Genomic DNA, 25,213 nt, shown 5'->3' with positions numbered 1-25,213 from the left:
GTGAAATGGCCAATCTCTATACAAACCCGAACCTGAGTGAAGGTGCTCAGGCAGGCATGGACCTGCCGAGCACCAAAGTGCCACCAAAGAGCAAACCGATCATCACTGATGTGGTGGTCAATGGTGTTCAGATACCGGAGAAGGATATTCTGGCCGAAGCTCAGAACCATCCCGCCGAAAACCCCGGTCAGGCCGTTCAAGCAGCTGCAAGAGCTCTTGTGGTCCGAGAGCTCCTGTTGCAGCAGGCACGGGCTTTAAACATCATCCCGGCACCAGAGCAGCATGACGACGGCAGCGAAACCGAAGAAGACGCGGCCATCAGAGAGCTGATTGAGCAGGAAGTAGATGTTCCGTCTGCTTCTCAGGATGAGTGCCAGCGCTATTATGAGAACTACAAGGCCCGTTTCAGTTCAGAGCCGATTTATGAAGCCAGCCATATTCTGTTTGCAGCAGGGCCGGACCAACTCACAGCCCGCAGCATCGCAAAAGCGCGCGCGCATGATGTGATCAAGCTGCTTCAGGACAAACCTGAATCCTTCGCCGATCTGGCAATGGAGTACTCCGCCTGTCCATCAAAGGAAACCGGCGGAAATCTGGGTCAGCTGACAAAAGGAAGCACTGTTCCTGAGTTCGAAGTAGCCCTTCAGTCGATGCAGGCCGGACAACTGTCAGAGCATCCAATCGAAACCAAGTTCGGCTATCATATCATTTTCCTGAACCGGAAAATTGACGGAAACACTCTGCCGTTTGAACATGTTGAGGAAACCATCAGAGCATGGTTGGAAGCTGCAAGTTGGTCCAAAGCAGTCTCTCAATACATCACAATTCTGGCAGGATCCGCAGAAATCAAAGGCATTGATTTACTTGGTACGGACAGTCCCTTAGTTCAGTAAAATTGTAAGTAAACTCTGAGAGTTACCTGCTCTTTTATCGATAAACTTGGATAATCCATGAGCCGTCGATCTCGGGTGTTTTCTCTCTGCTGAAATATGATTAGGGTTATTTTCGGAGTCCGTCCCGTGATGTTCTCGGGATCCTGTGTTCTGGAGAAAAACAATGTCGAAACTGAACTGGGGCTTTCTGGGAACAAGCTTCATCTCGCTTACCATGGCGGATGCAGTTCAAGCGGAAGGTTCTACGCGGATTCATTCCGTTGCAGGCCGCTCAGAAGTACCTCTGAAAGTGTTCGCAGAGAAGTACGATGTTGAGCATACTTTTGATGATTTCAATGAGCTGATTGAAGACGAAGCCGTTGATATCATTTACATCGCACTCCCTAATCACATTCATCATGAGTACGTGATCAAAGCGGCCAATGCAGGCAAGGCGATCCTCTGCGAAAAGTCACTTTCCGTGGATATGGAAAAGACAGATCAGGCGCTGAAAGCTGTTGCTGAAAATGGCGTCTTCTTCGTTGAAGGCCTGATGTACCTGAACCATCCGTTCGCTGCTGCTATTCGTGATGTGGTTGCCTCTGGTGAGCTGGGGGAAATCCAGTCCATCACTGCTCAGTACTGCGCTTCTATCGCTCAGTTCGTGAACCCGCACAGCAAGGGGGCATTATATAACCTCGGCTGCTATCCAACCTCGTTGATGCACTTGCTTCTGCAAACAGCGTTCCCGACCCATGTCTTTGAAAACTATAAGATCTCCGCGATGGGCCGTCGTGGTGCGGACGGGAATATCTGCGAGTCTGCAGCGACCTTGAGGTTGAACAACGGTGTTGTCTGTCAGCTCCACACCGCTGAAGACTACGGTCTGCATGCCGGTTTCACGGTATTGGGATCCAAAGCCAGCCTCGTGCTCAATTCCAACCCATGGCTGCCGGAAGCGGAGGGGAATAGTTTCACCGTCACCCCTTACGAAAAGCCCGGCGACACCCGCACCGTAACAGCGGAAGGCAATGCGTTCCTCTATCAGGTCAGAGCAATCCGCGAAGCGATCGAAGCTGGCAAGACCGCACTTGAAAGCCCGGCGCCAAGCATGGAAGACAGCCGTCAGATCATGCAGATCCTGACTGACTGGGAAGCCGCAACGGTGACCTCATGAGCTGGGCAAGCTCACAAAACTCGGGAAGTGCCACGGCACTTCTCCACGCCTTCGAGGCAGCCCAAAGCCATCATCCCCCACAACTATTCCCAAATTTCTTTCATGTATCTAAAAGGCGCGCTATGCTCGCTTGTTGAGCACTACACTCCAAATCCTGCATGAAATCAGAGCTCTACCTGCGTGCATTATAAGCACTTGGAGCAATCAATGGGCGCACTGCGCTATTTTTCAATCTATGGAAAATATTGCAAAATATTATTGATTGAAATTATTTGACCGAAAAGTAAAATTTCAAGATGTTGCTTCGATTCGAGTGTTTTATCGTCACTTGGCTCAATCCACAGCTATATAGTGGTTTAATAATATTTATGCGGTCGATAAATAACTGAATACCATAAGAAAAGTACTGTGTGTTCTGCATTGATTTACGTGCCGTCATGCAAAAAATACTTCTGAGGCATCTAGTCATTAGCCGCTTTGTCTCGTATACAGCCATTTTTAATGCCTTCGTCCTGATCAGGACATTTTCACTTTCACTACGAGATAGGGCAGATTGCGGCTGCAGTCTGATCTGCAGCCCTGCACAAATTATTGATTTCAGGGGGTGTGCATGTTTGCGACACGTTTGAACGGTTTTGTGAGACGCCATGTTCTTACAGCCGTGGCTGTTTTTGCGGCCGTAATCACGGTTTATTCTCCGGCAAAAGTTTTGGCTGCTGAACCTCTCAAGGTCGCAGCGATTTACACCGTTCCTGTTGAACAGCAATGGGTTGGCCGTATTCACAAGGCCCTCAACGCAGCTGCTGAGCGCGGTGATATCACCTATGTTTACTCCGAAAACACCGCCAACACAGACTATGAGCGCGTCATGCGTGAATACGCCGAAGCGGGTCATCAGCTCATCGTCGGCGAAGCATTCGCAGTAGAACGCGCAGCGCGCAATGTAGCAGCTGAATACCCTGAAACAGCCTTCCTCATGGGCTCTTCCTTCCCGGCTGCCGAACCAAACTTTGCTGTGTTCGACAACTTCATCCACGAGCCATCCTACCTCTCCGGTATGATCGCAGGCGCGAAGTCCAAGTCTGGCAAAATCGGCATGATCGGTGGCTTCGCCATTCCGGAAGTCAACCGCCTCATGCACGCATTCATGAATGGTGCTAAGGCAACCAATCCTGACGTGACCTTCACCGTCAACTTCATCAACTCCTGGTACGACCCGCCAAAAGCAAAAGAAACCGCTTATGCGATGATCGATGCTGGCGCTGATGTTTTGTATGCAGAACGCTTCGGCGTGTCTGATGCGGCGATGGAGAAAGGCATCTTCGCAATCGGCAATGTGATCGACACCGCTGCTGATTATCCAAACACCATCCTTGCCTCTGCCATCTGGCATATGGAGCCAACCGTTGATGCAGCGATCGCAGCTGTAAAGGCGAATAACTTCAAGGCTGAAGACTACGGCAAGTTCTCCTTCATGGGCCATGGTGGTGGTTCACTGGTGGTTGATGAAGCGCTGGTGGATGCGGACCTGCTGGGCAAGGTCAAAGCTGTTGAAGCGAGCATTCTGGATGGGTCTTTCACCGTTGAAATCAACGACGAAGAGCCAAAGTCCTCCAATTAATGCAGGTCGGGCCGGGGGATAACCTGGCCCGTCTTCTCCGTCTGCCGCGCGCATAACCTCTTCAGTCCAAGGGTATCCCATGCCAGAAACTAAGAGTGAGCATCCGCTTTTATCTCTTCAAAACATAACCAAGATCTTTGGTGATCTGGTTGCCAACGGCAACGTCAATCTGGACCTGCATGCAGGGGAAATAGTCGCGTTGCTGGGTGAGAACGGAGCGGGCAAAACCACGCTCATGAATATCCTGTTCGGTCATTATGTGGCTGATGAAGGACGTGTCATGGTACGCCACTCCTCTGGTATTCTGGTAGATCTGGAGCCCGGTGCCCCTCAGGCAGCCCTTGAAGCGGGGATAGGTATGGTTCACCAGCACTTCACGCTGGCTGAGAACCTGACGGGCCTTGAGAACATCGTTCTGGGCACGGAGAGCCTGTTTGCACGCCGCTTCAGCCGCTCCAAAGCGCGGGCAAAACTACAGGATCTGATGCAGAGTTCTGGCCTCGAAGTCGATCTGGATCTGCGCGTTTCAAAGTTAGCAGTTGGGGAAAGACAGCGCGTTGAAATCCTCAAAGCGCTCTACCGCGATGCCCGTATTCTGGTGCTGGATGAACCCACTGCAGTTCTCACACCGCAGGAATCCGATAGTCTTTTCAAAACCCTGAAGCTGCTTGCAGCCAAAGGCATGGCAATTATCTTCATCTCCCACAAGATGGCAGAGGTGCTGGGCGCATCTGACCGTGTTGCGGTATTGAGAGGGGGTAAGATTGTTGCGGACCTTCCAACATCGCAGTGTGATCGCCATCAGCTGGCTGAGGTGATGGTCGGGCATTCAGTCCAATCCACAGAACGCAAACCCGGCTATCCGGAAGACGAAACGCTGATTTTTGCTGGTGTCAGCGCCGGTGAGGGGCGCGAGCAGATCGAGAACGTCAATCTCACCCTCCGAAAAGGGGAAATCATCGGCCTGGCAGGTGTCTCTGGCAACGGCCAAAGCACACTCGCAAAGGTCATCTCCGGGTTGGAAACGCCAACCGCTGGCAATGTCCAGCTCAACGGCAAACTGCTCAAGGCCAGTGCCGCCGCTGCAATCAAATCCGGCGTAGCTCGCATCCCAGAGGATCGCCACCATGACGGCATCGTGGGTGCCATGTCGGTGGAGGAAAACCTCGTGCTGGAGGAAATCCGCAAGCCTGCCTACCAGCGCTTCGGCCTTCTCCGCTTCAACGAAATTCGCAAGCGTGCTCAAGAGGCTATCAAAGCCTATGATATCCGCTGCTCCGGCCCGCTTGCCGTCTCCCGCCTGCTTTCCGGCGGGAACATCCAAAAGATCGTCCTCGCCAGAACGCTGGACCAGCAACCCGATATCGTGCTTGCCGCGCAGCCGTCCCGAGGGCTGGATGTAGGTGCAACGGCTGACGTGCACCGCCGCCTTCAGGAGGCGCGGGACAGAGGCGCAGGCGTCCTTCTCATCTCTGAGGATCTGGACGAGCTCTTCCAGTTATCCGACAGGATCGCCGTGATCCACCGCGGGCATATCTCTGAGCCAGTAGAGACGGAAAAGCTGGATAAGAAACAGGTCGGCCTGATGATGGCAGGACATTCCGCAAAAGGGGAACAAGCAGCATGATCCGGTTTGAACCTCGCAGCAATGTTTCTGCGCTCTTTGCTTTTGCCCTGCCAATTATCGCAGGAATCACCGCGCTTGTGCTTGCGGCGATCCCCATTGCAGCCGCAGGGGGAGAAGTTTTTGCCGCCTACGGGCACATCTTCAAAGGTGCATTCGGCTCAAAGTTCGCATTGTCTGAGCTTCTGGCCCGTGCCACCCCGCTCATATTCACCGGCCTTGCTGTTAGCGTCGCCTTCAGAGCCAAACTCTGGAACATCGGCGCAGAAGGCCAGCTCTATGTCGGCGCACTCGCTGCTGTCGCAGTTGGCTCTGGTGCCATCTCAGCCCCTGCCTACATCATGATCCCGCTGATCATGCTGGCGGGTATGATTGCGGGCGGCACACTGATGCTCGTCCCGACACTGCTGAAAACTAAGCTAGGAGCAGATGAAGTCGTCACCACTTTGCTGCTCAACTTCGTGATTTTGCTGTTTGTGCAGATGATGCTGGAAGGCCCGATGAAAGACCCAATGGGCATGGGCTGGCCGCAATCAGAACCAATGACCAGCGCCGCCACACTGCCCAAGATGTTCCCTCGCATGCGCATCCACTGGGGCCTTGTCATCGCTCTTGTTTCCGCGCTTGTAATCTACATCATGATGAAGCGCAGCGTTTGGGGTTTTGAAATCCGCGCAACGGGTGAAAACTTCTCCGCCGCAAAACACGCAGGCATTCCTGTCACCTCCACCTTCATCAAGGTGGGTTTGATCTCCGGCGCGCTCGCAGGCCTTGCTGGTGTCAGCGAAGTCGCTGGCCTGAAAGGGTATCTGACCTCCGATATCTCTCCGGGCTTCGGCTACACCGGTGTTGTGGTCGCTATGCTCGCGGGTCTCTCACCCGTTGGTGTGGTTGTGGCTGCTGTCTTCATCGCCGCAGTCTTTGTAGGAGCAGACAGTATGAGCCGCGCCATGGGCGTTTCCAGCTACATTGCGGATCTCGTGGTTGCCATGTCCCTGATTTGTGTGTTGATCTCCAGCCTTTTCGTGCGCTTCAAAATCCGCTTTGTGCAGCCGAAGAAGACACCACTTGCAGCCAAAGGGGAGGCATAAGCCATGGAATATATTGATATTCTTCTCTCCGCCAACTTCTGGGCTGCTGCCATCCGCATCGCCACTCCGCTCATCTTCGGTGTGCTCGGCGCGTTGGTCTGCGAGCGGGCAGGGGTATTGAACCTCGGTATTGAGGGCATCTTCGTGGTTGGGGCCATGTGCGGCTGGATGGCCGTCTGGCTTGGTGCTGGCCTCTGGGGCGGTGTTCTCATCGCGGCGCTGGCAGGTGCGTTCTTTGGTCTGCTCCACGGCATCCTTACGGTGCCACTGGGTCTGTCGCAGCACGTCTCCGGCCTCGGCATAACCATGTTTGCCACATCGGTCAGCTACTTCACTTATCGTACAGCGCTGCCAAAAGTCTCCAGCCCTCCGCGTATTGAAGCGTTCCAACCGCTTGATATTCCGGTGCTGTCTGACCTGCCATTCATCGGCCCGGCTTTGTTCCAGCAAACTTCCATGACCTTCCTGGCGCTCGCTATGGTCCTGCTGGTCAGCTACGTGCTCTATCGCACCCCACTTGGCCTTGCGATCCGTGCAGTGGGCGACAATCCATCCGCTGTTGAAGCACAGGGCCTCTCTGTCTTCGCTCTGCGTATCGGCGCAATCATGGCCGGGTCTGCACTCATGGCACTGGGCGGCGCTTTCCTCACCATGTCCGCCTTCGATGCCTTCTTCTTCGGCATGATCAACGGACGCGGCTGGATCTGCATTGCTCTGGTGGTGTTTGCAAGTTGGAGACCGGGTAAGGCTTTGCTAGGGGCACTGCTGTTTGGCGCTTTTGATGCCTTCCAGATCCGCCTGCAAAATGAGGTTGGTGCGGTGATCCCCTCTCAGGTCTTCCTGATGATCCCGTACCTGCTTTCCATCGTGGCGCTGGTGCTTGTAGCCCGCAAAGCAGACTACCCACGCGCACTTCTGCAACCTTATTTCCGTGGTCAGCGTTAAGCTAATAAGTAAGAAAGGCAACACTCATGTCTCTGGATTTACTCGTAAAAAACGCAGTCCTGACCACAGGCGAAACAGGTGTCGATATTGCAGTGAAAACTGGCAAAATCACCGCGATTGAAGAAGACATCACCGCAGAAGCAGAACGCGTGATCGATGCTCAGGGTCAGCTGGTTTCAGCACCATTCGTTGATCCTCACTTCCATATGGACGCCACCCTTTCTCTTGGTCTGCCAAGAATGAATGAGAGTGGCACACTGCTGGAAGGCATCAGCCTCTGGGGAGAGCTGAAGCCACTACTTACCATTGATGCGGTTGTCGAACGAGCACTGCGCTATTGCGATCTGGCAGTCTCTCAGGGCCTGCTGGCCATCAGAACCCACGTGGATGTTTGTGATGATCGTCTGTTGGGTGTGGAAGCCCTGCTGGATGTAAAGCAACGCATTGCGCCTTATATCGATTTGCAGCTGGTCGCCTTCCCGCAAGATGGCTTCTACCGCTCCCCAACCGCAGAAAACAACCTGCTCCGTGCGCTGGACATGGGCGTGGATGTGGTCGGCGGCATCCCACACTTTGAGCGCACCATGGAAGATGGCGCCTGCTCTGTAAAGGCCCTCATGGAAATCGCAGCAAAGCGCGGCCTGCGGGTAGACATGCACTGCGATGAATCCGACGACCCGCTCTCCCGCCACATCGAAACGCTGGCTTACGAGACCCAGCGCTTAGGGTTACAGGGCAGGGTAACCGGATCACACCTCACCTCCATGCATTCCATGGACAATTACTACGTCTCCAAGCTGCTGCCTCTGATGGCAGAAGCGGATGTCTGTGCCATCGCTAACCCCCTGATCAACATCATGCTTCAGGGCCGCCACGACACCTATCCAAAACGCCGTGGCCAAACCCGCGTGCGTGAGATGCGCGACTACGGCATCACCGTCGGTTTCGGTCATGATTGTGTGATGGATCCATGGTACTCGCTGGGCAACGCAGACATGCTGGAAGTCGCAGGCATGGGCCTGCATGTAGGCCAACTCTCAAGTCGTGATGACATCCGCTATTGCTATGAGGCCGTCACCACCAACTCCGCAAAGATCATGGGGCTGGAAGGATACGGCGTTAAAGTCGGCGGCAACGCAGACTTCGTGCTGCTGCAGGCCGAAGACGCAATCGAAGCGATCCGCATGAAGGCCACCCGCCTTGCAGTGGTCCGCCGTGGCAAAGTCATCGCCGAAACCGCCCCGCGCATCGCCACCCTCTCTCTGGAAGGCCGCCCAAAAACTGTGAATGCCGCGGATTACTCTCCAAATGGCAACGCCCAAAACGGGGACAACACCCGCCAAACCACTCTTGCGTTATAATGTGCATTGGTTTGCGTTAATTGCGTTTTTCCTGCGTTCCTCCGTCCTGCAGCACTCTGCGGGGCGGAAAAACTCCCACCAAAATAAGTTATCCCCCTCTGCGCCACAGCTGGTTATGATGAACTTCTCTGATCGAGCAGGAGGGATGAGCGGTGGAACGCATTCCGGCGGAGAAGTGGTATCGCACCACGAAACTGGCAGATGACATTACGCTGATTGATGAGCCCTACATCAAGCAGTTCTACCGCTGCAACATCTGGCATGTGCGCGGTCGCCATAAGGACCTGCTGGTGGACAGCGGCATGGGCGTTGTCAGTCTGCGGGAGCATGTGGCACTGACCTCCGAAAAGTCCGTGATGGCCGTTGCTAGCCACACCCACTTTGACCATATCGGCTGCCAACACGAATTTCCGAACCGTCTGGTCCATAAGGCAGAGGCCGATCTGCTCGCCCACCCAACCCGTCAGAACACGCTGGTCGAAGGATGTGTTGCGGATGATATCTTCGATGCCCTCCCGCCAGAACCCTACAAGTCCTCCGCATATGCCGTTGAACCAGCACCGGCCAGCCACCTGCTGGAAGACGGTGAAGTGCTCTCCACCGGTGATCGTCACTTCGAGGTCATCCATACACCCGGCCACTCACCGGGTGGCATCGCTTTGTGGGAGAAGGCAACCGAAACCCTGATCGCCGGAGACATCGTCTACGATGGGCCGCTGGTGACAGATTGCTACCACTCCAACATGGCAGACTACATCGCCAGCATGAAGCGCTTGGCCGACCTCCCGGTCCGCACCATCCACGGTGGGCACTTTCCCAGCTTCGACGGCAAACGCCTGCACGAGATCATAGATGCCTTCCTGAAGGAGCACGACAAATAACGCTAACTGCGTATTTGCACTTACGAAATCCAGTCATTTCCTGTGACGGTCAGAACAGTCACCCGCAAAACCATTACCTACTCTGAAAGGCGGGAGGGCAGATTGCCCGGGCCGCTGACACCATGGGAGTTGGACAATGACAGCGATTGGTTTGAACAGTTTCGTCTCTACCGCACACAGCATTCCGCAGGATGGCAAGCTTACGGTTGCTGAGGGGCAGGTGAAGGCCCACTCCAGCACCGCAATCGCAGGCAGGCTCGTCACCTGGGTCAAACAGCAAGCGGCAGGAGAAGCCCAGAAGCAGGAAGATCAGGGCGCCTTCCGTCTGGCACTCACCAACCACTACGGCAAAACGCTGGGCGAGAAAGCCTATGAAGCGGCATGCAGGGCTTGCGACCAAAATGACGGCAACAGCCACAGCCTGACGGCCAAACAGGTGCTGGAAGGCGTCACCTTTGCAGAGCGCCGGGTGCTGAGCGATGAAAGCTCCGCAGTGCGTACCAAAGCGCTCTCTGAAGATGTAAAGCGCAACTCGATCAACGGACTGGTACAGAACAAAGAGCATCAGACCATTCCATCTTTCCAAAGCGAGATCATTGAGACCCCGGAGAGCAACACCGAACTCTTCGCCGCCCGCGCCGATAGCAAGTACACAGAGCGAAACCCCTTCCATGTGGAACGGGAGCTGATGGCCCGTCTCAGCACGGAGATTGCCAAGAAGTATGATCCTCTCATAGCAGAGGAAGCCACCTCCAAGGCATGGAGCAAGGAGCTGCTGCAAGGCATCTACCGCGATGTGCTGCATGATCAACGGCCCGTAGAAAAGGGAGAGGCTCTGAAAATCTCAGAGGTGCCTCACCCAATGAAGATCGCAGTTGAACGCTTCGAAAAACAGGTCTGGAACTACGCTGAGCAAAACTTCCTGCGCTCCCTGCCGGAAAATGCAGAGGACGCCATCCACGACCTGAACCGTCAGCTGACCTGGCAGAACTTCCCCGCGCTGGCCGAGCAACATGGCGTGACGGGTGTCAGTTGGGCGAATGAAACGACAGGCACCTACTTCGCAGCCAACATCCCCCCAATCCGGGACCTCGCGATCGAAAGGCTGATTGAAAAGCGGGAGGATGAGACGTTCCTGAGCACCATCACGGTGGAGAGCTTCAATGATATCATTGAGGATGCGTTGAGCGAGCTGAAATCACCGCAGCAAAAACACGCCAGCCCACCAGCTGGCGACACCACCAGCGACACTACAAAGCACGTACGCTGGGTTTAAGGGGCCTCCTTCGGCACCCATGAGATGATATAGCGCGGCAAATCCGGAAATGGCTCTTTGCCGCGCATCTCTGGCGCAAGCTGCTCAAACCGCCCCGCCTTGCCAAGCGCCTCACACCCGCATTCCCAGTTCGCCAGCCAAATCCCCAACGCCACCATGGCGTAGTACCGCGACTGCGTCGCCGCACAAAAATCTACCCGCTGTATCTTCGCATTCTCAGCCAACACAACAGCGCGCGTTGGCTGTGCGTTGTAGGAAGACGGCGACCACTGGCACACCTCATAACACCGTCCAAACTCTCGATAAGGCCGCGCGTTCGTGTTCAGCGGTTTGGCAAAGCCAGTGTCCGCATAAAACAGCTTCTGCACATCCAACCGATGCTGCTGTGTTTTCAGGATGAGGCGGATGGCCAAAGGGATGTAACGGGACCGATACCCAAATGCACAAACGCAGATGATGTGGTCCTTCTCAGGATCAAACCGCGCACCCAGGTGCTTGATGATACTCTTATGGTCAGCGCCCGGCCCAATCCAGCACGTCGCCAGCCCTTGCCGCGTGGCTTCAATCACCACCTTCTGCAAACTGCGCCCCACATCCACCACAGCCATCTCGTGATACTCACGCGGTGCAATGGCCACCAGAAACTCGCGCGTTCCAACCGCAGGCCAAACAACCAGCGGATTGTCGACATACTCAAAGCGAATGGGGGAGGGGCTCAAGCAGTTCTCTGGCCTGCTGTTCTGCTCTGCCAGAGAAAGCACCATCTGCCGATGCTCTTCGCTCATCAACCGCTTCTGAAAAGACCGGCACGAAACCCGCGCCCGCATCACCTCAAACGCATCCAAATGCTCAAGGCTGGTCGGCAGCGGCTCTTCCGGGTGATAGCCATACCGAACCGTCACCACATCGAAGATCAGATTGAGAAACAACAGCGCTGCAAGAACAAGTGGCAGGTCCACCAGCACAAGCGGCCAGCACCCAATCAGTGCGCCAAGTCCTGCGAGCACCAGCAACAGCAGTACGACCACCAGATTGGGCAGATACTGCAGCCAGCTGGTCCATTGCAGCCACATCTTCACCCGCCACCACCACCGGGATTCAAACCAGGCCTCATTTGGCGTGTGCTTTTCTTGAGGAGGCGTTTCGCTCATACACATGTTCCGCATTCAGGCCAGACCATGCCAGCCCGGCTCACTGCGGAACATCTTAAGCGAGCCGTGTTCCTGAAACGTAACTACACCTCAAGAACACGAAGAAGGGTGAAGATCAGCCAACCGCCTTGGCTGTTTTGGCAGGGCGATAGAGGAACCGGTTGAACGCATCCTCTGGCATCATCTGGATCAGACGACCAATCAGCGCCATCGCCGCAACGCAGAACACAAAACGACCAACCAGTGCGCCGGACCAGTGTGCACCAAACGCCATCATCACCAGCGGATCTTCAATCAAGCCGTGACAGATGCCCATGAAGGAGAGGGACAGCACCACATCGCGCGAAGAAAGCTTACCTTCCTGCGCTTCTTTGATGATGAGGCCACCGCCATAGGAAAGCCCAAGCAACACACCCACCATGGTGATTGGCGTTGCCGCCTTGCTGATGCCCATAATGCGCAGCAAAGGCGAGAGCAGCCAGCCAATCAGGTCCGTCACCTTCAACAGCTCAAGCAGTTTCAGGAAGATGATCAACCCCAGAATGATCCAGAACATGCTGAAGAGCAGGGAAGCACTGGAGTAGCTCCACTCCAGCCAGGTCTCTTCAATGGTTGGCGTATAAGGCAGCCAAGAAAGCTCAATCGGCTGCTGCAGCCAACCACCTGCAGAATAAAACAGATTCAGCACTATGCCGTAGGCAATGCCCACCACAAACCGCAGACCGGAGGAAAAAATAAAGCTTATCCCAGCACGGCGGGAAATGCTCTGTTCCAATGGCAGGGCATGGGCGATCAAAACAACGGAAAGCAGCACCGTTACATCAGCCACACTCAGCGCTACCAGCGGCAAAATGCTGATCATTACGGCCACAGCGGAATAAGTGCCCACCAACAAACCAACGGCCAGCACAAGACCGGTTGCAGCTGGCAATCCCATCAGGCCCATCAGTGGTTCCAGTGCCACGCCCAGATAATCAACCAGCCCAAACTCCATGCCAATGCGCACGAAGATCATCACTGGAACCATGGTCTTGACCATAATCCAGAACAAGCCAACGGAGTCTTTCGCGATCTTCTGACAAGCAGCGATGTAGCTATTCATTTTGACAAACCAAATCTGCGCATGCGCTTTGTGTTGCTCAAAGCGCTCTAAGGAATGGGGATGGGAAAATCAAAAGGGGCAGGCCCTTGCTGTAATGCCCTGCAAAACTACTAGGATATTTCAGGTTTTGAGGAAATAGTATTTTACTCAACCCTCCCACTTTAAATTCTCAAAGGAATGAGTGTGCTTGGCTGAAGGTCTTCGAAGGTCTTGATGCCGCGACAGGAGTAAATGCGCACATCGCACCGCTTGCTTTTGTCATCTCCGGTTCTGTTTTGCTTAACTAACGGAAGACCTCTTTCTTTTGGGCCTGCTTGTTTTGCATTAGCGTTTTGCCAGAGCAAAAACAGGTGACAGAAATGGCCGGAAAAACCCTGAAAACCTTCAAGAACCTTGCTGAATTTCGCAGTGGTTTCTCTGATCTTAAGCAGAAGATGGACCACAAACACAGTATTAGCCGGGTGGATATAACCAACTTCGACAAAGAACTGGGCAGCAAGACCTTCCTCGACAAAAAGTACGAAGCAGCTGTCGAAGACTCACCGAAGGTCTCCAAGGTTTCAGAAGCACACGGAAAGCTCACGCGCCTCAAAAACTCTCTGGAACGTGAAAGCAGCGGCTTTGATGATCTGGATAAGCTCTACAACAAGCTGGTCGCCCAGATGAATGAAGCGCGCAAGAGAAACAAGGGCGATGTTCAAAAGCTCAATAACGATCCGGACTATGAAGCCGCTGAACAAAACCTGCTAAAGCTGGCCCCTCATTGGAAAAAAGCCAGCAAAAAGCGGGATGACTTCCGAAAAGCCGAACGCGAACTCGCCGCCCTCGACAAAAAGCTCACGGAAATCAAAGCGGAAGCCTCAAAGAAATGCCCTATAGAGGTCAAACGAGACGCCAAAAAACTCCAACTGCTCATCGCTGGCGATAAGGTCGTCGAGTACGCGATGAAGTTTACTAAGTAGCTTTGCCTCTGGCTCCACTCACTGAGTTACTTCAGCACTGGCCGCAAAAACTGGCGGTCATAGCGGCGGATGCATTGTGTCTCTTCAGCATAGGCAAAGGCCTTCTGGCAGTCTTCATCCTTCATGCTATCCTTGCGATACTGCTCGTAGGCTGCAAGGGATGGAAACGAGAACAGAGCCAGCGCCAGATCATTTGCGCTCTCATGAGGCAGAAAATATCCATGATGCTGCCCGCCAAACTTCTCCACCAGCGGAATCCAAAGCTTGGCATAATGCTCAAACTCAGCAACCTTCCCCGGCTCCAACTCATAATGCACATAACAGGTAATCACAGCAGCACAGCCTTTTCGAAAATGTGAGGTCACACGGAAAGAGTTAGGTGTAGTTCAGAGAGGTTACAGCAGCAAGGTTGCATTTAAGGTAGATGCTCACATCATATCCACGTTTTGCGCGCTGTTTTTGCCTCCCTGACAGAGTTGTGATTGAGGTGTCAGGGTCGCTGTGATGAACAGAACAGGAGTGCTTCTGACTTAACGTTAGCCTGATCCCATTGCAAACAGAGACCAGCAGAATGGGATGAGCACTATGACTTCAGTAAGCTTGAGTAACTTCCAGACCATCGCGACCAATACAGCCTCCTCACAAAAGCTGACAGTCGAAGGCGGAGACGTACTCCCCCGTCTGGCAAGCACGTCAGTTAAGGGGCGGTTTGTGTCCTGGCTTGCTCTGCAGGGCAACCTGGATTCTCAAAAAGCAGCAGATCAGGGAGCGTTCCGGACTGCCCTTCAGGACAAGTATGGTGCAACCCTTGGAACACAAGCCTACGAAAAGGCCTGCAACGCCTGCGGTTTCACAGCTGGCCAAAACCACAGCCTCACGTCAAGGCAGGTCATAACCGGTGTTCACTACGCAGATGAAAAGTTGAACAGCGATCCACTCGCCGTGTTAATTTCCGAGCACGAAGTGACAGCTGCAAAATATGCAGCGTCCAGTTCTAACGGCACTGGGCTAGATGAGGACACGGCCGCGTTTGTTGCAAAAGTCGACGCGAAAGCAGCAATACCAGAAAACCATGACGTGGCCTCTGTGCTTCCGGAAAACTTGCTGACAGGAAACTTCTCTGTCCCTGACAATGAGATCAGGCAGGCCGCCGTGGATACCCTCGATGTGATCACGCAGTTTATCTCAGAAAAGTACACGCCTGAAATTGCAGAGACCGTGGAAGGCCGAATTGTGGAAGCAGGATTGTTTGATGAGCTTCTTGCTGAACAGGTTGATCCAAACAACAGCGTTCAACTGCGCGAGACCATCAGCATCTTCATTGATGCAATCTGGGAAGAAGCGCAAAGAGTTCACATTGAGACGCTCCTGTAATTGATCAGGAGCCGCGCTGAACCTTAACCGTCGGCCTTTGCTCAGTCCAAAAGCCAACAAGGCAAAAAAGAAGCGCCTGCTAGGTGGGCAGGCGCTTACAAACCCCGGGCAAGGGAAAGTTTAATGATGACCGCTGCTCTTACTCGGCAGCTTGTTTTACTTCCAGAAGACCAAAGAGATTGCGTGGATCAGCTGGTTCAGCGATCATCTCAAGGTCCTGGGTTGTTTCGTCCTGCTTCACCAGATCGTAGATGTAACGCAGGCCGGAAAAGTCCTCGATGGCAAAGCCAACGGAGTCGAACAGCGTGATATCGCGCTCGCTCGTACGGCCTTCCGCACCGCCGGTGATTACTTCCCAAAGCTCAACGACCGGATAGTCGTCGTCCAGCTGCTGGATCTCGCCTTCGATGCGGGTCTGTTCCGGGAACTCCACGAAGATCTTGGAACGCAGCAGAATGTCCTTGTGTAGCTCGGTCTTGCCAGGACAATCGCCACCAATCGCGTTGATGTGCACGCCGGAGCCAACCATGTTGTCGGTCAGGATCGTGGCTTTCTGCTTGTCCGCGGTCACGGTGGTGATGATGTCCGCACCGGTGATCGCCTCTTCAGAGCTGCGGCAGATGGTGATGGTGAAACCCTTGCCATCAAGGTTCGCCGCACACTTCTCCGTCGCTTCCGCATCCGTATCGTAAAGGCGCAGATTGGTAATGCCCATCACGGCTTTGAACGCCAGCGCTTGAAACTCAGACTGAGCGCCATTGCCGATGATCGCCATGGTCTTGGAATCCGGACGTGCCAGATGCTTCGCCGCCATCACTGAGGTCGCAGCTGTTCGCAGAGCCGTCAGAACCGTCATCTCGGAAAGGAAGAACGGATAGCCCGTATCCACATCTGCCAGCATGCCAAAAGCTGTGACAGTCTGCTTGCCTTCCTTGGTGTTTTTCGGATGACCGTTCACATACTTGAAGCTGTAAAGCTCCCCATCACTGGTCGGCATCAGTTCAATCACGCCAACTTTGGAGTGGCTTGCAACACGAGGTGTTTTGTCAAACAGCGGCCAGCGGCGATAATCCTGCTCCACATACTCGGTCATGCCCTTCAGGACATTCTCGACACCGTGTTTGTTGACCAAATCCAAAATTTTAGAAACGCTTACGAACTGGACCATATGGGGATACCTATCTTTTATTATGTGACTGAGATCAGGCGCGGTTTGGGTGGTCCAGCACCTGCTTGCCAAACAAGCTGCACACCAGATCCGTCATCAGGGTTGCTGTGCGTCCGCGGACGTCCAGGAACGGGTTCAGTTCCACCAGATCAACCGAAGTCACCAGCTGGCTGTCACAGAGCATCTCCATGATCAGATGCGCTTCACGGAAGGTCGCGCCACCAGGAACCGTCGTGCCCACCGCAGGGGCGATATCCGGATCGAGGAAGTCCACGTCAAAGCTCACATGCAGACGGCCCTTGGCTGCCTTCACACGCTCCAGGAACTCATTGATTGGCTTGACCACACCGTTCTCATCGATCCGGCGCATGTCGTAGGTCTCAATACCGGTTTTCTGCAAGGCAGCCCGCTCTGCATTGTCGACGGACCGCAAACCCATCATGCAGATATTTTCTGGCTTAATCGCTGTCTTCAGTTCCGGATAATACCCCTCAAAACCGGGAAGACCGCAGAAATAAGCCACGGGCGTGCCATGCAGATTACCGCTACTGGTGGTGCTCAGATTATGGAGATCCGGGTGCGCATCCAGCCAAAGCACAAACTGCTCTTCTTCAGCTTCTGCCGCCGCATGGGCAATACCGCTGACGGTGCCTGCCGCCATGGAGTGATCACCACCAAGGAAAACCGGCAGATGCCCTTCACGCATTTCATGCAGAGCCACATCATGCAGCTTAGTTGTCCAGCTGATTGTCTCACTCAAATGGTGGATAGCGCTGTTGGAATGAACCCGATCAGGACTTGCCTCTGGTAAAATGTTGCCCCGGTCTATAACGGAGTAGCCCAGTGCCTCAAGGGAGCCTTGCAGTCCGGCAGTTCGCAGAGCATCCGGGCCCATCACGCAGCCCTGAATGTTGGTTCCTGTCTGTACAGGTGCACCTACGAGCACAACGGTATTCTTCATTCCCACTTCCCGTTTAATTCCAATATGGGGTATTATCCTTGTGGAAGTGGCGGTAAAAAGCTGGCATTGTGATCAAAATGGTGGTCGCATTGGCCAGAATGGTAAGTAAGGTTACGCACTTTGGATGATATAGATCAAAAAATCATCGCGATACTACGTAGGAATGCGCGGGCGAGTGTTTCTGATCTAGCCCTTGAGCTGAAGATATCTCGCTCAACGGTGCGCGCACGCATGGAGCGTTTGAAATCAGCTGGTGATATCCTCGGCTACACAGTCGTGCTGCGGGGAGATGTCTTTGAACAACCTGTTCGTGGCATAATGATGATCAAGATCGAGGGCAAAGGCACCCAGCGCATCGTCAACCAGCTCAACAAGATGACCGAGGTCTCCGCTCTGCACACCACAAACGGCAAGTGGGATCTGATCCTGGAGCTGGGCACGGACACGCTGGTGCACTTTGATGATGTACTGCGTCGCATCCGCCTGATTGACGGCATCTCAGCCAGTGAAACCAACCTTCTCCTCTCCACAAAACGCACCAGCGAAGCTCGCCGTAACGTTCTGCTGGATTAGAGGGACAACAGGAAACCACCAGTGCATCTGATGCGCACTGGTGGCGACATTTATGCGTCAGGCTTCCGCGTGGAAGCCGCTCATGACAACTTTGCCAAGAGCTTCACCGGATTGCAGCCTGTCATGGGCTTTGGAGACGTCCAACACGCTGAACTCCGTCTCATCCAGCAGCGGAGCGATTTTGCCCTCATCCACCAGCTTGGCAATCTGCTCCAAAATCTCACCATGCACGCGGCGGTTCTTGCCCGTCACCATCGGAATTAGCATCAGAACACTGTGGAAGCTCAACCCCTTCAATGCCACTTGCAACACATCAGCAATCGGCAGGATTGTAGCAACAGCGCCGTTCATGCGAGCCGCTTCAAAGCTCTTTTGAATGTGTTCACCAGCGATGGTATCAAACACCGCATCAAACCCTTCGCCGCCGGTGTGCTGACCAACATACTCCGCAACGGATGTCTCCTCTGCATTCACCACATGATCTGCGCCTAGCTTTTCAGCGGCTGCGAGATTTTTGGCAAGGGATGTGGTCGTCACCTCCGCTCCCAGCGCTTTTGCCAGCTGAACGGCGATATGACCAACTCCACCTGTCGCGCCGTGAACCAACACCTTGTCATCGGCGGATATCTTCAGCTTCTGCACCAGTGCTTCCCAAGCTGTGATAGAAACCAGCGGAAGCGCTGCTGCCTGTCTCATGGTCAATGAGTTGGGTTTGTGAGCCATTAGGTCCGCATCAACCAGCATGTACTCACTTAAAGCGCCATTGATGCCAGCCACACCACCCGCGCAGCCATACACGCGGTCACCAACCTTGAAGCGTGTAACGTCTTCGCCAACTTCCTCAACAATGCCAGCAACATCGCCATGCAGAACCTGCGGGAGGTTTTCCGACCACGGTGTTTCAGTGGACCGTAGCATTGTGTCCAACGGGTTCACGCTCGTTGCGCAAACTTTCACAACAACATGCCCGGCAGTGGCTATTGGTTTTTCCAGTTCAGCCAGCTCAAACACATCGCTTGCGCCCAGACCGTTCAAAATCATCGCTTTCATGAGAAGCCTCACTCGTTATGGGTGAGGCGACCTTATTTTTGCGGCTGATGCAGAACAATGCGGCTGTAAACAAATCATTTTTGCGTATAAGGCAATAATGATTGCCTGAGACAGGAGGAAGCCACCATGATGAAGCGCATTGCCTACTTCAACGCCGTCATGGAGGAGCAAAGCATAACGGAAGCCAGTCGCCGCTTTGATTTGCAGCCATCCTCCATCTCCCGCCAGATAGCCAGCCTTGAAGAAGAACTCGGCGTGCGTCTCCTCAACCGAAATACAAGAAAGGTCTCTCCCACCGAGGCAGGCCTGCGGTTTTACAGCTACTCCCGGCAGATCCTCTCAGACCTTGATGAAGCCAAACGCGCAATCAGTGACTTGCAGCAGGAGCCTCAAGGCACGCTCACCATCAGCTCCACCGTCGGCTTTGGCGAAACCGTTATCTTGCCGCTGGTTCCGGCCTTTATGGCGGAGTATCCGAAACTGAAGATCAAAGTTGAGCTGACCGAGCGGGTCGTGGACCTGATTGAGGAAGGTGTTGATGTGGCAATCCGCAGTGGAACTCTGGCAGATTCCTCTCTTATTGCCCGTCACCTTTTGCCAAACAACTTCATCATTTGCGCCAGCCCGACCTATCTGAAACAAGCAGGGACTCCCGAAACTCCACAGGATCTGACCGAACATCGCGCGATCAAATACGGCTATGCAGGCTGGGCCAATTGGTTCCAAATCTCAGATAAAATTGAGAGACTTACCTTAAGTGACACTCTGGAAACAAACAGCGTCAACGGGCAGAAGCAACTGATCCTGAACCACGGAGGACTGGCCCTCATTCCACACTGGGCCGTGCGCCGGGAACTGGCGGCAGGGGAGTTGGTTCAGGTGCTACCAGACCTAACCTTCAGCCCCCACGGCCAGCAGACATCTACCTATGCTATTTATCTGAAACGGGAACTCATCTTGCCCAAAATCAAAGTCTTCATGGACTACATCACCAAAAGCATCAGGACTGCGAGTTAACCCGCAATTGACAAGAGAACGATGTTCACTTAAATGGTGCCGCAACGAAATTGCGAGGGCCAGATGGACTTCATTCACTACACGCTGCAATGGTGCAAAGGCGAAATTCTGGAAGCATCGATCTTTGGCACCGCAGGCTTAGTCATCTTGCTCTCCGGCATTGCTTTCGGCTGGTTTGGCTCCACACCAAGCGCCAAGGCTATGATGATCCCACTCATCGTGCTGGGCACCATTGGCTTCACAACGGGCATCTTTGGAGTGGTCAACAACACTCAGCGCATAACCACGTTCGCAGAGCAGTACCACGAAGACCCTGCTGGCTTCATCGCTGAAGAAAAGCAGCGAGTGGAAGGGTTTGAGAAGATCTTCCGCATCACATACCCCCTCGCGATCGCATTCGCTCTGGGCGGCCTCGCCTTGTTCTTCCTGTTCAGCAATGCCCACGCCAACGCCATCGGCGTGACCTTGCTGATGCTTGCCACACAAGGCCTCATCGTTGATATGTTCGCCGCCGAACGAGGTGAAATCTACTATAAACGCATCCTAGAGGCTCAAGCCGCTAGTGAGCAAACAGCTCCTTGATCAACCCGCGCAGCCATTCATGAGCTGGGTCGTGATGCTGCCTTGCATGCCAGTGTAATCCAACTTCATGCCCTTTCAGCTCAAAAGGCAGGCTGAAACTGGTGAGCTCAAACCGCTTCAGATAGTCCAGCGTTATGAGGCGCGGCAAGGTCGCAATGAATGATGAGCCTTCAAGAACATGAGGTATCGTGTGGACGTGAGAGCTGCGCAACACCACCTTGCGCTTCTTGCCAAGCTTGGACAAAGCAACATCCACGGTGCTTCTACCATACCCCTCCAGCGAAAACAGCAGGTGCTCACGCTGGCAATACTCCTCCAGTGACATCTGGCTACTCTCAGGCCCGCAATGTGCTGAAGCAACGCCCACATAATCGTCGGAATACAGAGGTTCATAGGAAAGGTTAGCGACGTCTTGCTTTGGGGCAAGAACCAGATCCACTTGCCCCGTACTGAGGTGCTCGCTCACATGGGCACGCTGTATCTGTGAGGTGGTGATGCTGACACCAGGTGCCTGCTCAGCCAGCGCCTTTAAAAGACGCGGCAAAACCAGCATGCCATTATAGTCGCTGATGGAGATGCGAAAATCCCGCGTAAGTCCTGCGGGATCAAAGCTCTCGCGACTTTCAAAACTGCGCAGCATTTCCAGCGCATCCAGAACACGACCAGCCAACTGCTCTGCCAGATCTGTCGGCACCATGCCGTCCGCAGTGCGAATGAAAAGAGGATCCTGAAAAGCATCCCGCAAACGACGCAGCGCATTGCTGACAGCAGGCTGCGTCAGGTTCAGCCGCTTGCTCGCCCGTGTCAGATTGCGTTCTGAGTAAACCGCTTCAAACACCAGAAGCAGGTTGAGATCCATACTGCTTAAATTCATGAAGTGAATAATAGACCATAATGAAAATAAACTTCAATGAGTGCGGGCAGAACGATACCTTCTGGGGATGGAAGAACGAGCAAAGAGGCATCGCAATGCATGAGATAAGCCACGGCCAATGTTCCTGCGGTGGAACGCACGTGCAGCTGAAACTGCAGAAGCCTCTCAGTGAGTACGCACCTCGCCGATGCTCTTGCGACTACTGCACCCAACACGATGGCATCTATCTGTCTCACCCCAAAGGGGAGCTTCTCATCGAAGCATCGCAGCCACTCACTGAAGAAAAGCAGGGAAGCCGACAAGCAACCATCCTGTTCTGCCCAGCTTGCAACGATATGATTGCCGTCACCTGCCAGATAAACGACCAACTCAAAGGTGCTGTCCGCGCCCCACTCCTCAAAGACTACCCAGTCTTGCCCCCAGCACAACCAGTCTCCCCAGCCTCACTCTCTCCAGAAGAAAGACTAAACCGCTGGGACCAGGTCTGGATGTCGGTTGATCTGAAAGTGGTGCAATGACGGAAACTGAGTTTGTGTTAGACGATCAAACTTTAACCTTGGCATCTGTGGAGCCAAAGGTGACGTCACACCCACATCTGGGAATACAGCTTACATTTGCTGAAAATGACACTGCCGAGGCATTTCTAAGCTTTCTCGAAGCAAGATATTTAGTGCTCTACAAGCTAGCCTCAGATGAAGCTGGAAACCCGCAGCTCACCTTCGGCAAAGCAGCCTCAGCCGAAAATGTCACCCTGCTGTATCACGTTTTCGCAGCTGAAAGTGGCCTAAAGAGCGGCGCCAGCTGAATATGCAAGCTGCTGCAGCCTGAGCCAGCCTGACAAAAAGAAAAAGAGCCCTGAGCGCGTCTTGGAGGACGCTCAGGGCTCTTGAGTTTACAAATACCTTGGCTTGATGGGGGCGAGTGCCTTACGCTTCTACTGGCGTAAGTGCTTGTTGTTGTTGCTTTCTCAATTTTGCCAAGTGGTAAATGTTGATGAACACGCACATGCCGTTGAGCAAAACAACCGGGTAAGCATCAACTGCAACACCATAGATGGTGAACAGGATACAACCGATCATGTTGATCACACGAAGCCACAGGACGTTGCCCATCAGGAGGGAAGTCATCACGGTGATTGAGGCCAGATAGCCTACAAGTTCCATATTCATTATGCGTCAGCCATATCAGGTGTTGTTGCATAAGCAGTTTCCAGAGCGAGCTCCATCATCTGGTTGAAGCTGGTCTGGCGTTCTTCAGAGGAAGTCTCTTCTGCAGTGATCAGGTGATCAGAAACGGTCAGCACGCAAAGTGCTTTCACGCGGAACTCTGCAGCAATCGCAAACAGAGCCGCAGCTTCCATTTCCACTGCCAGAACGCCCATTTTCTGCATGGCTGGCAGCAGAGCTGGATTGGAACCGTAGAACAGGTCACCAGAGAGAATGTTGCCGAAGCGCGGCGAGAGGTCGAGCCCTTTCGCAGCTTCAGAACAGGCCTTCAGCAGTTCAAAATCCGGTGCAGCAGCATAGTCATAGCCTGCAAAGCGATCACGGATCATCGCGGAGTTGGTGCTGGCGCTGGTCGCAACGATCAGATCGCGCAGTTTCAGCTCTTCATCAACACCACCGCAGCTGCCGACGCGGATGAGCTGCTTGACGCCGTAAAAGTTGATCAGCTCATGTGCATAGATCGAGATGGATGGCATACCCATACCATGCGCCATAACGGAAAGTGGTTTACCCTTGTATTCACCAGTAAAACCAAGCACGTTACGCACGTTAGTAACTTCGCGTACATTTTCCAGATAGGTTTCTGCAATATACTTTGCGCGAAGCGGATCACCCGGCATGAGGACTGTTTCAGCAAAGTCTCCAGTCTGGGCGTTGATATGCGGTGTCATCAAGATTCTCCTATGCAGCTTGCAAGGAGAAAGGTAGAAATATCTCCGATTCAAAAACAGGACAATTGTCCGCATCTCTGAATTAAATAATGCAAAAATGACAATTAAATCGCTCGCTGAAATTGGACATAAGGAAGTCTTGGAATGGATCAAATCTGGCCCGTTCCTTTTGCGCCATATGGAGCCGGGAGAATACCTCCTCCGGCAAGGCCAGACCCTTGAGCACCTCTATTGGATAGACGACGGATATTGCACGGTCAGTTACACCGCAGCTAATGGGCGACGCTTCAGTCATGGCCGTTTCAATATAGAGGATCGCCTCTACGGAGAGATTGAATTCCTCACCGGCAAGCCGATCCAGTTCGATATCCGCTGCGATGGTCCGGTGAGCGTCCGCGTTATCCCGATTGCTGAGCTGGAAGCGTTACTGGTTCAGCACCCGCATGTGGGCATCTGGCTCAGCCAATGTCTGGCAGACACCTATCAGGGCGTGATGGATCGGGTCACATCGCATTTCATGTACCCGCTGGCCTACAACATCGCCAAAGACCTGATGCTCCGCGAGCTGGGCAACAAGCCCCCAATCCAGTTTGAGCGTGTTTTCCGGGAGGCTGAGCGCTTCGGTTGCTCAGAACGCGTCTATCGCCGTGCCGTCAGCCAACTGATCGAACTGGGCCTCGTCGAAAAACGAGGCCGCGAACTCAAAGTCGCCAACAAAGATAAGCTACAACGCTACCTCTCCGATGAAGAAGAGCGGTAATCAAACCGCCTTTGGCTCCTGCGCCACAAGCAAAAGCACCTCATGCGGTGAGCTCATTACGCCGTGGTGCTCCTCCAGACATTTATTGATCTCAGCACGCAGCTGAGTCTGTTGTGCCTCCGTCGCCTCATTGCCGGGAGGGTAGGACGTCAGGGTTGCGAACACGGTCTCAGCGTCATCAATCTCGTAGATGTCTTTATAGGTCAGCAGGGTGATTGAGTTGAAACGCTGCTGCAGCTGGCCGGCAACGTCAGCAGGTGGTGCTATCACAGTGGAGGGGTCAACTGGAGCCACATCAAACACGCGGCTGTTGATCTCATAAATCTGCTTCAGGTTGGAGGGGCTGTTAAGCGAGATGACAAGCTGCCCATCTGGTTTCAGGATACGCTGCATTTCATCCATGGCTTTATCGGGATCCGACAGGTGATAGATCATGTGCATCGCCATCACCACATCGCAGGAAGCATCCTCAAACGGGATTGCCTCAGCCTTTTCAACGTAACCGGAAACACGCTGCACGGCAGAAAGCGCTTCCAGCGTTCCTTTGGCCTCAGCCACCATCTGCGCGGATTGATCGAGCAATGAAACATCCAGCCCTTTTGGCAACACATGTTGATTGGCTGTCCAGAACCAGCCCGTGCCACACCCGATGTCTGCGATCTTGATGTTTTCGCGAAATCCCATATGTTTGTAAGCCCACTCAAACCAGTTTTTATTGGCATAACGCCGGTGCAGGTTTGCGCGGGTTCTAAGATTTGAGCTGGTCTTGTATTGCTGAGTAACATCGACAGACATGAGCGATCCAATCTTTGCAATAGGCATCAGGAAATCAGAAGGGCGCAGCAAGTTGTTGCCCTACAAGCTCTATTTTCCTCGCAATACAAGCCGCATTCA

Annotated in this window: 27 protein-coding genes; 17 read left to right on the top strand and 10 right to left on the bottom strand. The window is 53.7% G+C overall.

The window, feature by feature from the left end:
• Positions 1–5 precede the first annotated feature (5 nt).
• From AC3CB2_RS09055 to AC3CB2_RS09015, 9 genes are all read left to right on the top strand, one after another.
• Positions 6–893: a peptidylprolyl isomerase gene (locus tag AC3CB2_RS09055; protein WP_352932768.1), complete on the top strand. Its 888-nt coding sequence runs from the start codon at positions 6–8 to the stop codon at positions 891–893.
• Between the two features lie 163 nt (positions 894–1,056).
• A complete protein-coding gene (locus AC3CB2_RS09050) occupies positions 1,057–2,049 on the top strand; it encodes a Gfo/Idh/MocA family protein (protein WP_352932771.1) in 993 nt (330 codons plus the stop codon).
• A gap of 610 nt (positions 2,050–2,659) precedes the next feature.
• The gene (locus AC3CB2_RS09045) at positions 2,660–3,670 is read left to right on the top strand and encodes a BMP family protein (protein WP_352932774.1); all 1,011 of its coding nucleotides are present in this window, start codon (positions 2,660–2,662) and stop codon (positions 3,668–3,670) included.
• A 79-nt stretch (positions 3,671–3,749) separates the two neighbouring features.
• Positions 3,750–5,297 (top strand): ABC transporter ATP-binding protein, encoded by a 1,548-nt coding sequence (locus tag AC3CB2_RS09040; RefSeq protein ID WP_352932777.1) that lies wholly within the window; start codon positions 3,750–3,752, stop codon positions 5,295–5,297.
• Positions 5,294–6,385, top strand: coding sequence for an ABC transporter permease (locus AC3CB2_RS09035; RefSeq protein WP_352932780.1), 1,092 nt, complete (start codon positions 5,294–5,296; stop codon positions 6,383–6,385). The genes AC3CB2_RS09040 and AC3CB2_RS09035 overlap by 4 nt, the downstream gene beginning before the upstream one ends.
• A gap of 3 nt (positions 6,386–6,388) precedes the next feature.
• A complete protein-coding gene (locus tag AC3CB2_RS09030; RefSeq protein ID WP_014283627.1) occupies positions 6,389–7,330 on the top strand; it encodes an ABC transporter permease in 942 nt (313 codons plus the stop codon).
• Between the two features lie 26 nt (positions 7,331–7,356).
• Positions 7,357–8,691 carry an amidohydrolase family protein gene (locus AC3CB2_RS09025; protein WP_352932783.1) on the top strand — a complete coding sequence of 445 codons (1,335 nt, stop codon included), beginning with the start codon at positions 7,357–7,359 and terminating at the stop codon, positions 8,689–8,691.
• Between the two features lie 152 nt (positions 8,692–8,843).
• A complete protein-coding gene (locus tag AC3CB2_RS09020) occupies positions 8,844–9,572 on the top strand; it encodes an MBL fold metallo-hydrolase (protein ID WP_054783000.1) in 729 nt (242 codons plus the stop codon).
• 136 nt (positions 9,573–9,708) lie between these two features.
• The gene (locus AC3CB2_RS09015; protein WP_352932786.1) at positions 9,709–10,848 is read left to right on the top strand and encodes a hypothetical protein; all 1,140 of its coding nucleotides are present in this window, start codon (positions 9,709–9,711) and stop codon (positions 10,846–10,848) included.
• On the opposite strand, the gene AC3CB2_RS09010 is transcribed toward AC3CB2_RS09015, so the two are convergent.
• Complete coding sequence (locus AC3CB2_RS09010) at positions 10,845–11,999, bottom strand: nitroreductase family protein (protein ID WP_352932788.1); 1,155 nt, start codon at positions 11,997–11,999, stop codon at positions 10,845–10,847. The two genes, AC3CB2_RS09015 and AC3CB2_RS09010, sit on opposite strands and share 4 nt — an antisense overlap.
• A 115-nt stretch (positions 12,000–12,114) precedes the next feature.
• Positions 12,115–13,101 carry a nucleoside recognition protein gene (locus tag AC3CB2_RS09005; RefSeq protein ID WP_352932791.1) on the bottom strand — a complete coding sequence of 329 codons (987 nt, stop codon included), beginning with the start codon at positions 13,099–13,101 and terminating at the stop codon, positions 12,115–12,117.
• Positions 13,102–13,460: 359 nt separating this feature from the next.
• Here AC3CB2_RS09005 and AC3CB2_RS09000 point away from each other — a divergent pair, with 359 nt between their 5' ends.
• Positions 13,461–14,063: a hypothetical protein gene (locus AC3CB2_RS09000; RefSeq protein ID WP_352932794.1), complete on the top strand. Its 603-nt coding sequence runs from the start codon at positions 13,461–13,463 to the stop codon at positions 14,061–14,063.
• A gap of 26 nt (positions 14,064–14,089) precedes the next feature.
• Here AC3CB2_RS09000 and AC3CB2_RS08995 read toward each other — a convergent pair whose 3' ends face one another.
• On the bottom strand, positions 14,090–14,395 hold the full coding sequence (locus AC3CB2_RS08995; protein WP_054783082.1) for an NIPSNAP family protein: 306 nt from the start codon (positions 14,393–14,395) through the stop codon (positions 14,090–14,092).
• A 253-nt stretch (positions 14,396–14,648) separates the two neighbouring features.
• Between AC3CB2_RS08995 and AC3CB2_RS08990 the strand changes: the two genes are divergently transcribed.
• The gene (locus AC3CB2_RS08990) at positions 14,649–15,437 is read left to right on the top strand and encodes a hypothetical protein (RefSeq protein ID WP_352932797.1); all 789 of its coding nucleotides are present in this window, start codon (positions 14,649–14,651) and stop codon (positions 15,435–15,437) included.
• 139 nt (positions 15,438–15,576) lie between these two features.
• Here the strand turns inward: AC3CB2_RS08990 and ocd are convergent, their stop codons facing one another.
• Together ocd and rocF are read right to left on the bottom strand one after the other, a co-directional pair.
• Positions 15,577–16,605, bottom strand: coding sequence for an ornithine cyclodeaminase (gene ocd / locus AC3CB2_RS08985; RefSeq protein WP_008548748.1), 1,029 nt, complete (start codon positions 16,603–16,605; stop codon positions 15,577–15,579).
• Positions 16,606–16,639: 34 nt separating this feature from the next.
• Complete coding sequence (gene rocF, locus AC3CB2_RS08980) at positions 16,640–17,566, bottom strand: arginase (protein WP_352932801.1); 927 nt, start codon at positions 17,564–17,566, stop codon at positions 16,640–16,642.
• Between the two features lie 120 nt (positions 17,567–17,686).
• Here rocF and AC3CB2_RS08975 point away from each other — a divergent pair, with 120 nt between their 5' ends.
• Positions 17,687–18,139: an Lrp/AsnC family transcriptional regulator gene (locus AC3CB2_RS08975; protein ID WP_008548611.1), complete on the top strand. Its 453-nt coding sequence runs from the start codon at positions 17,687–17,689 to the stop codon at positions 18,137–18,139.
• Between the two features lie 57 nt (positions 18,140–18,196).
• Here the strand turns inward: AC3CB2_RS08975 and AC3CB2_RS08970 are convergent, their stop codons facing one another.
• The gene (locus AC3CB2_RS08970) at positions 18,197–19,189 is read right to left on the bottom strand and encodes a zinc-dependent alcohol dehydrogenase family protein (protein ID WP_352932804.1); all 993 of its coding nucleotides are present in this window, start codon (positions 19,187–19,189) and stop codon (positions 18,197–18,199) included.
• A gap of 126 nt (positions 19,190–19,315) precedes the next feature.
• Between AC3CB2_RS08970 and AC3CB2_RS08965 the strand changes: the two genes are divergently transcribed.
• Positions 19,316–20,206, top strand: a complete 891-nt coding sequence (locus AC3CB2_RS08965; protein WP_352932807.1) for a LysR family transcriptional regulator — start codon at positions 19,316–19,318, stop codon at positions 20,204–20,206.
• A 63-nt stretch (positions 20,207–20,269) separates the two neighbouring features.
• On the top strand, positions 20,270–20,788 hold the full coding sequence (locus AC3CB2_RS08960) for a hypothetical protein (protein ID WP_352932810.1): 519 nt from the start codon (positions 20,270–20,272) through the stop codon (positions 20,786–20,788).
• Here AC3CB2_RS08960 and AC3CB2_RS08955 read toward each other — a convergent pair.
• Positions 20,766–21,647, bottom strand: a complete 882-nt coding sequence (locus tag AC3CB2_RS08955) for a LysR family transcriptional regulator (RefSeq protein ID WP_352932813.1) — start codon at positions 21,645–21,647, stop codon at positions 20,766–20,768. The genes AC3CB2_RS08960 and AC3CB2_RS08955 overlap by 23 nt on opposite strands.
• Positions 21,648–21,757: 110 nt before the next feature.
• Here AC3CB2_RS08955 and AC3CB2_RS08950 point away from each other — a divergent pair, with 110 nt between their 5' ends.
• Both AC3CB2_RS08950 and AC3CB2_RS08945 read left to right on the top strand, forming a co-directional pair.
• Positions 21,758–22,180: a GFA family protein gene (locus AC3CB2_RS08950; RefSeq protein WP_352932816.1), complete on the top strand. Its 423-nt coding sequence runs from the start codon at positions 21,758–21,760 to the stop codon at positions 22,178–22,180.
• The gene (locus AC3CB2_RS08945) at positions 22,177–22,467 is read left to right on the top strand and encodes a hypothetical protein (RefSeq protein WP_352932819.1); all 291 of its coding nucleotides are present in this window, start codon (positions 22,177–22,179) and stop codon (positions 22,465–22,467) included. Before AC3CB2_RS08950 ends, AC3CB2_RS08945 begins: the two co-directional genes overlap by 4 nt.
• Before the next feature lie 121 nt (positions 22,468–22,588).
• Here the strand turns inward: AC3CB2_RS08945 and AC3CB2_RS08940 are convergent, their stop codons facing one another.
• Complete coding sequence (locus AC3CB2_RS08940; protein WP_352932822.1) at positions 22,589–22,831, bottom strand: uroporphyrinogen decarboxylase; 243 nt, start codon at positions 22,829–22,831, stop codon at positions 22,589–22,591.
• The gene (gene deoD / locus AC3CB2_RS08935) at positions 22,831–23,559 is read right to left on the bottom strand and encodes a purine-nucleoside phosphorylase (protein WP_352932825.1); all 729 of its coding nucleotides are present in this window, start codon (positions 23,557–23,559) and stop codon (positions 22,831–22,833) included. The genes AC3CB2_RS08940 and deoD overlap by 1 nt, the downstream gene beginning before the upstream one ends.
• A 97-nt stretch (positions 23,560–23,656) precedes the next feature.
• Between deoD and AC3CB2_RS08930 the strand changes: the two genes are divergently transcribed.
• Positions 23,657–24,319: a Crp/Fnr family transcriptional regulator gene (locus tag AC3CB2_RS08930; protein ID WP_014283647.1), complete on the top strand. Its 663-nt coding sequence runs from the start codon at positions 23,657–23,659 to the stop codon at positions 24,317–24,319.
• On the opposite strand, the gene AC3CB2_RS08925 is transcribed toward AC3CB2_RS08930, so the two are convergent.
• The gene (locus tag AC3CB2_RS08925; RefSeq protein ID WP_352932828.1) at positions 24,320–25,141 is read right to left on the bottom strand and encodes a class I SAM-dependent methyltransferase; all 822 of its coding nucleotides are present in this window, start codon (positions 25,139–25,141) and stop codon (positions 24,320–24,322) included. It abuts the gene before it with no gap.
• Positions 25,142–25,213 lie beyond the last annotated feature (72 nt).

Source organism: Pseudovibrio sp. SCP20 (assembly GCF_057774105.1).
This window is presented reverse-complemented; position numbering and strand designations above follow the sequence as displayed.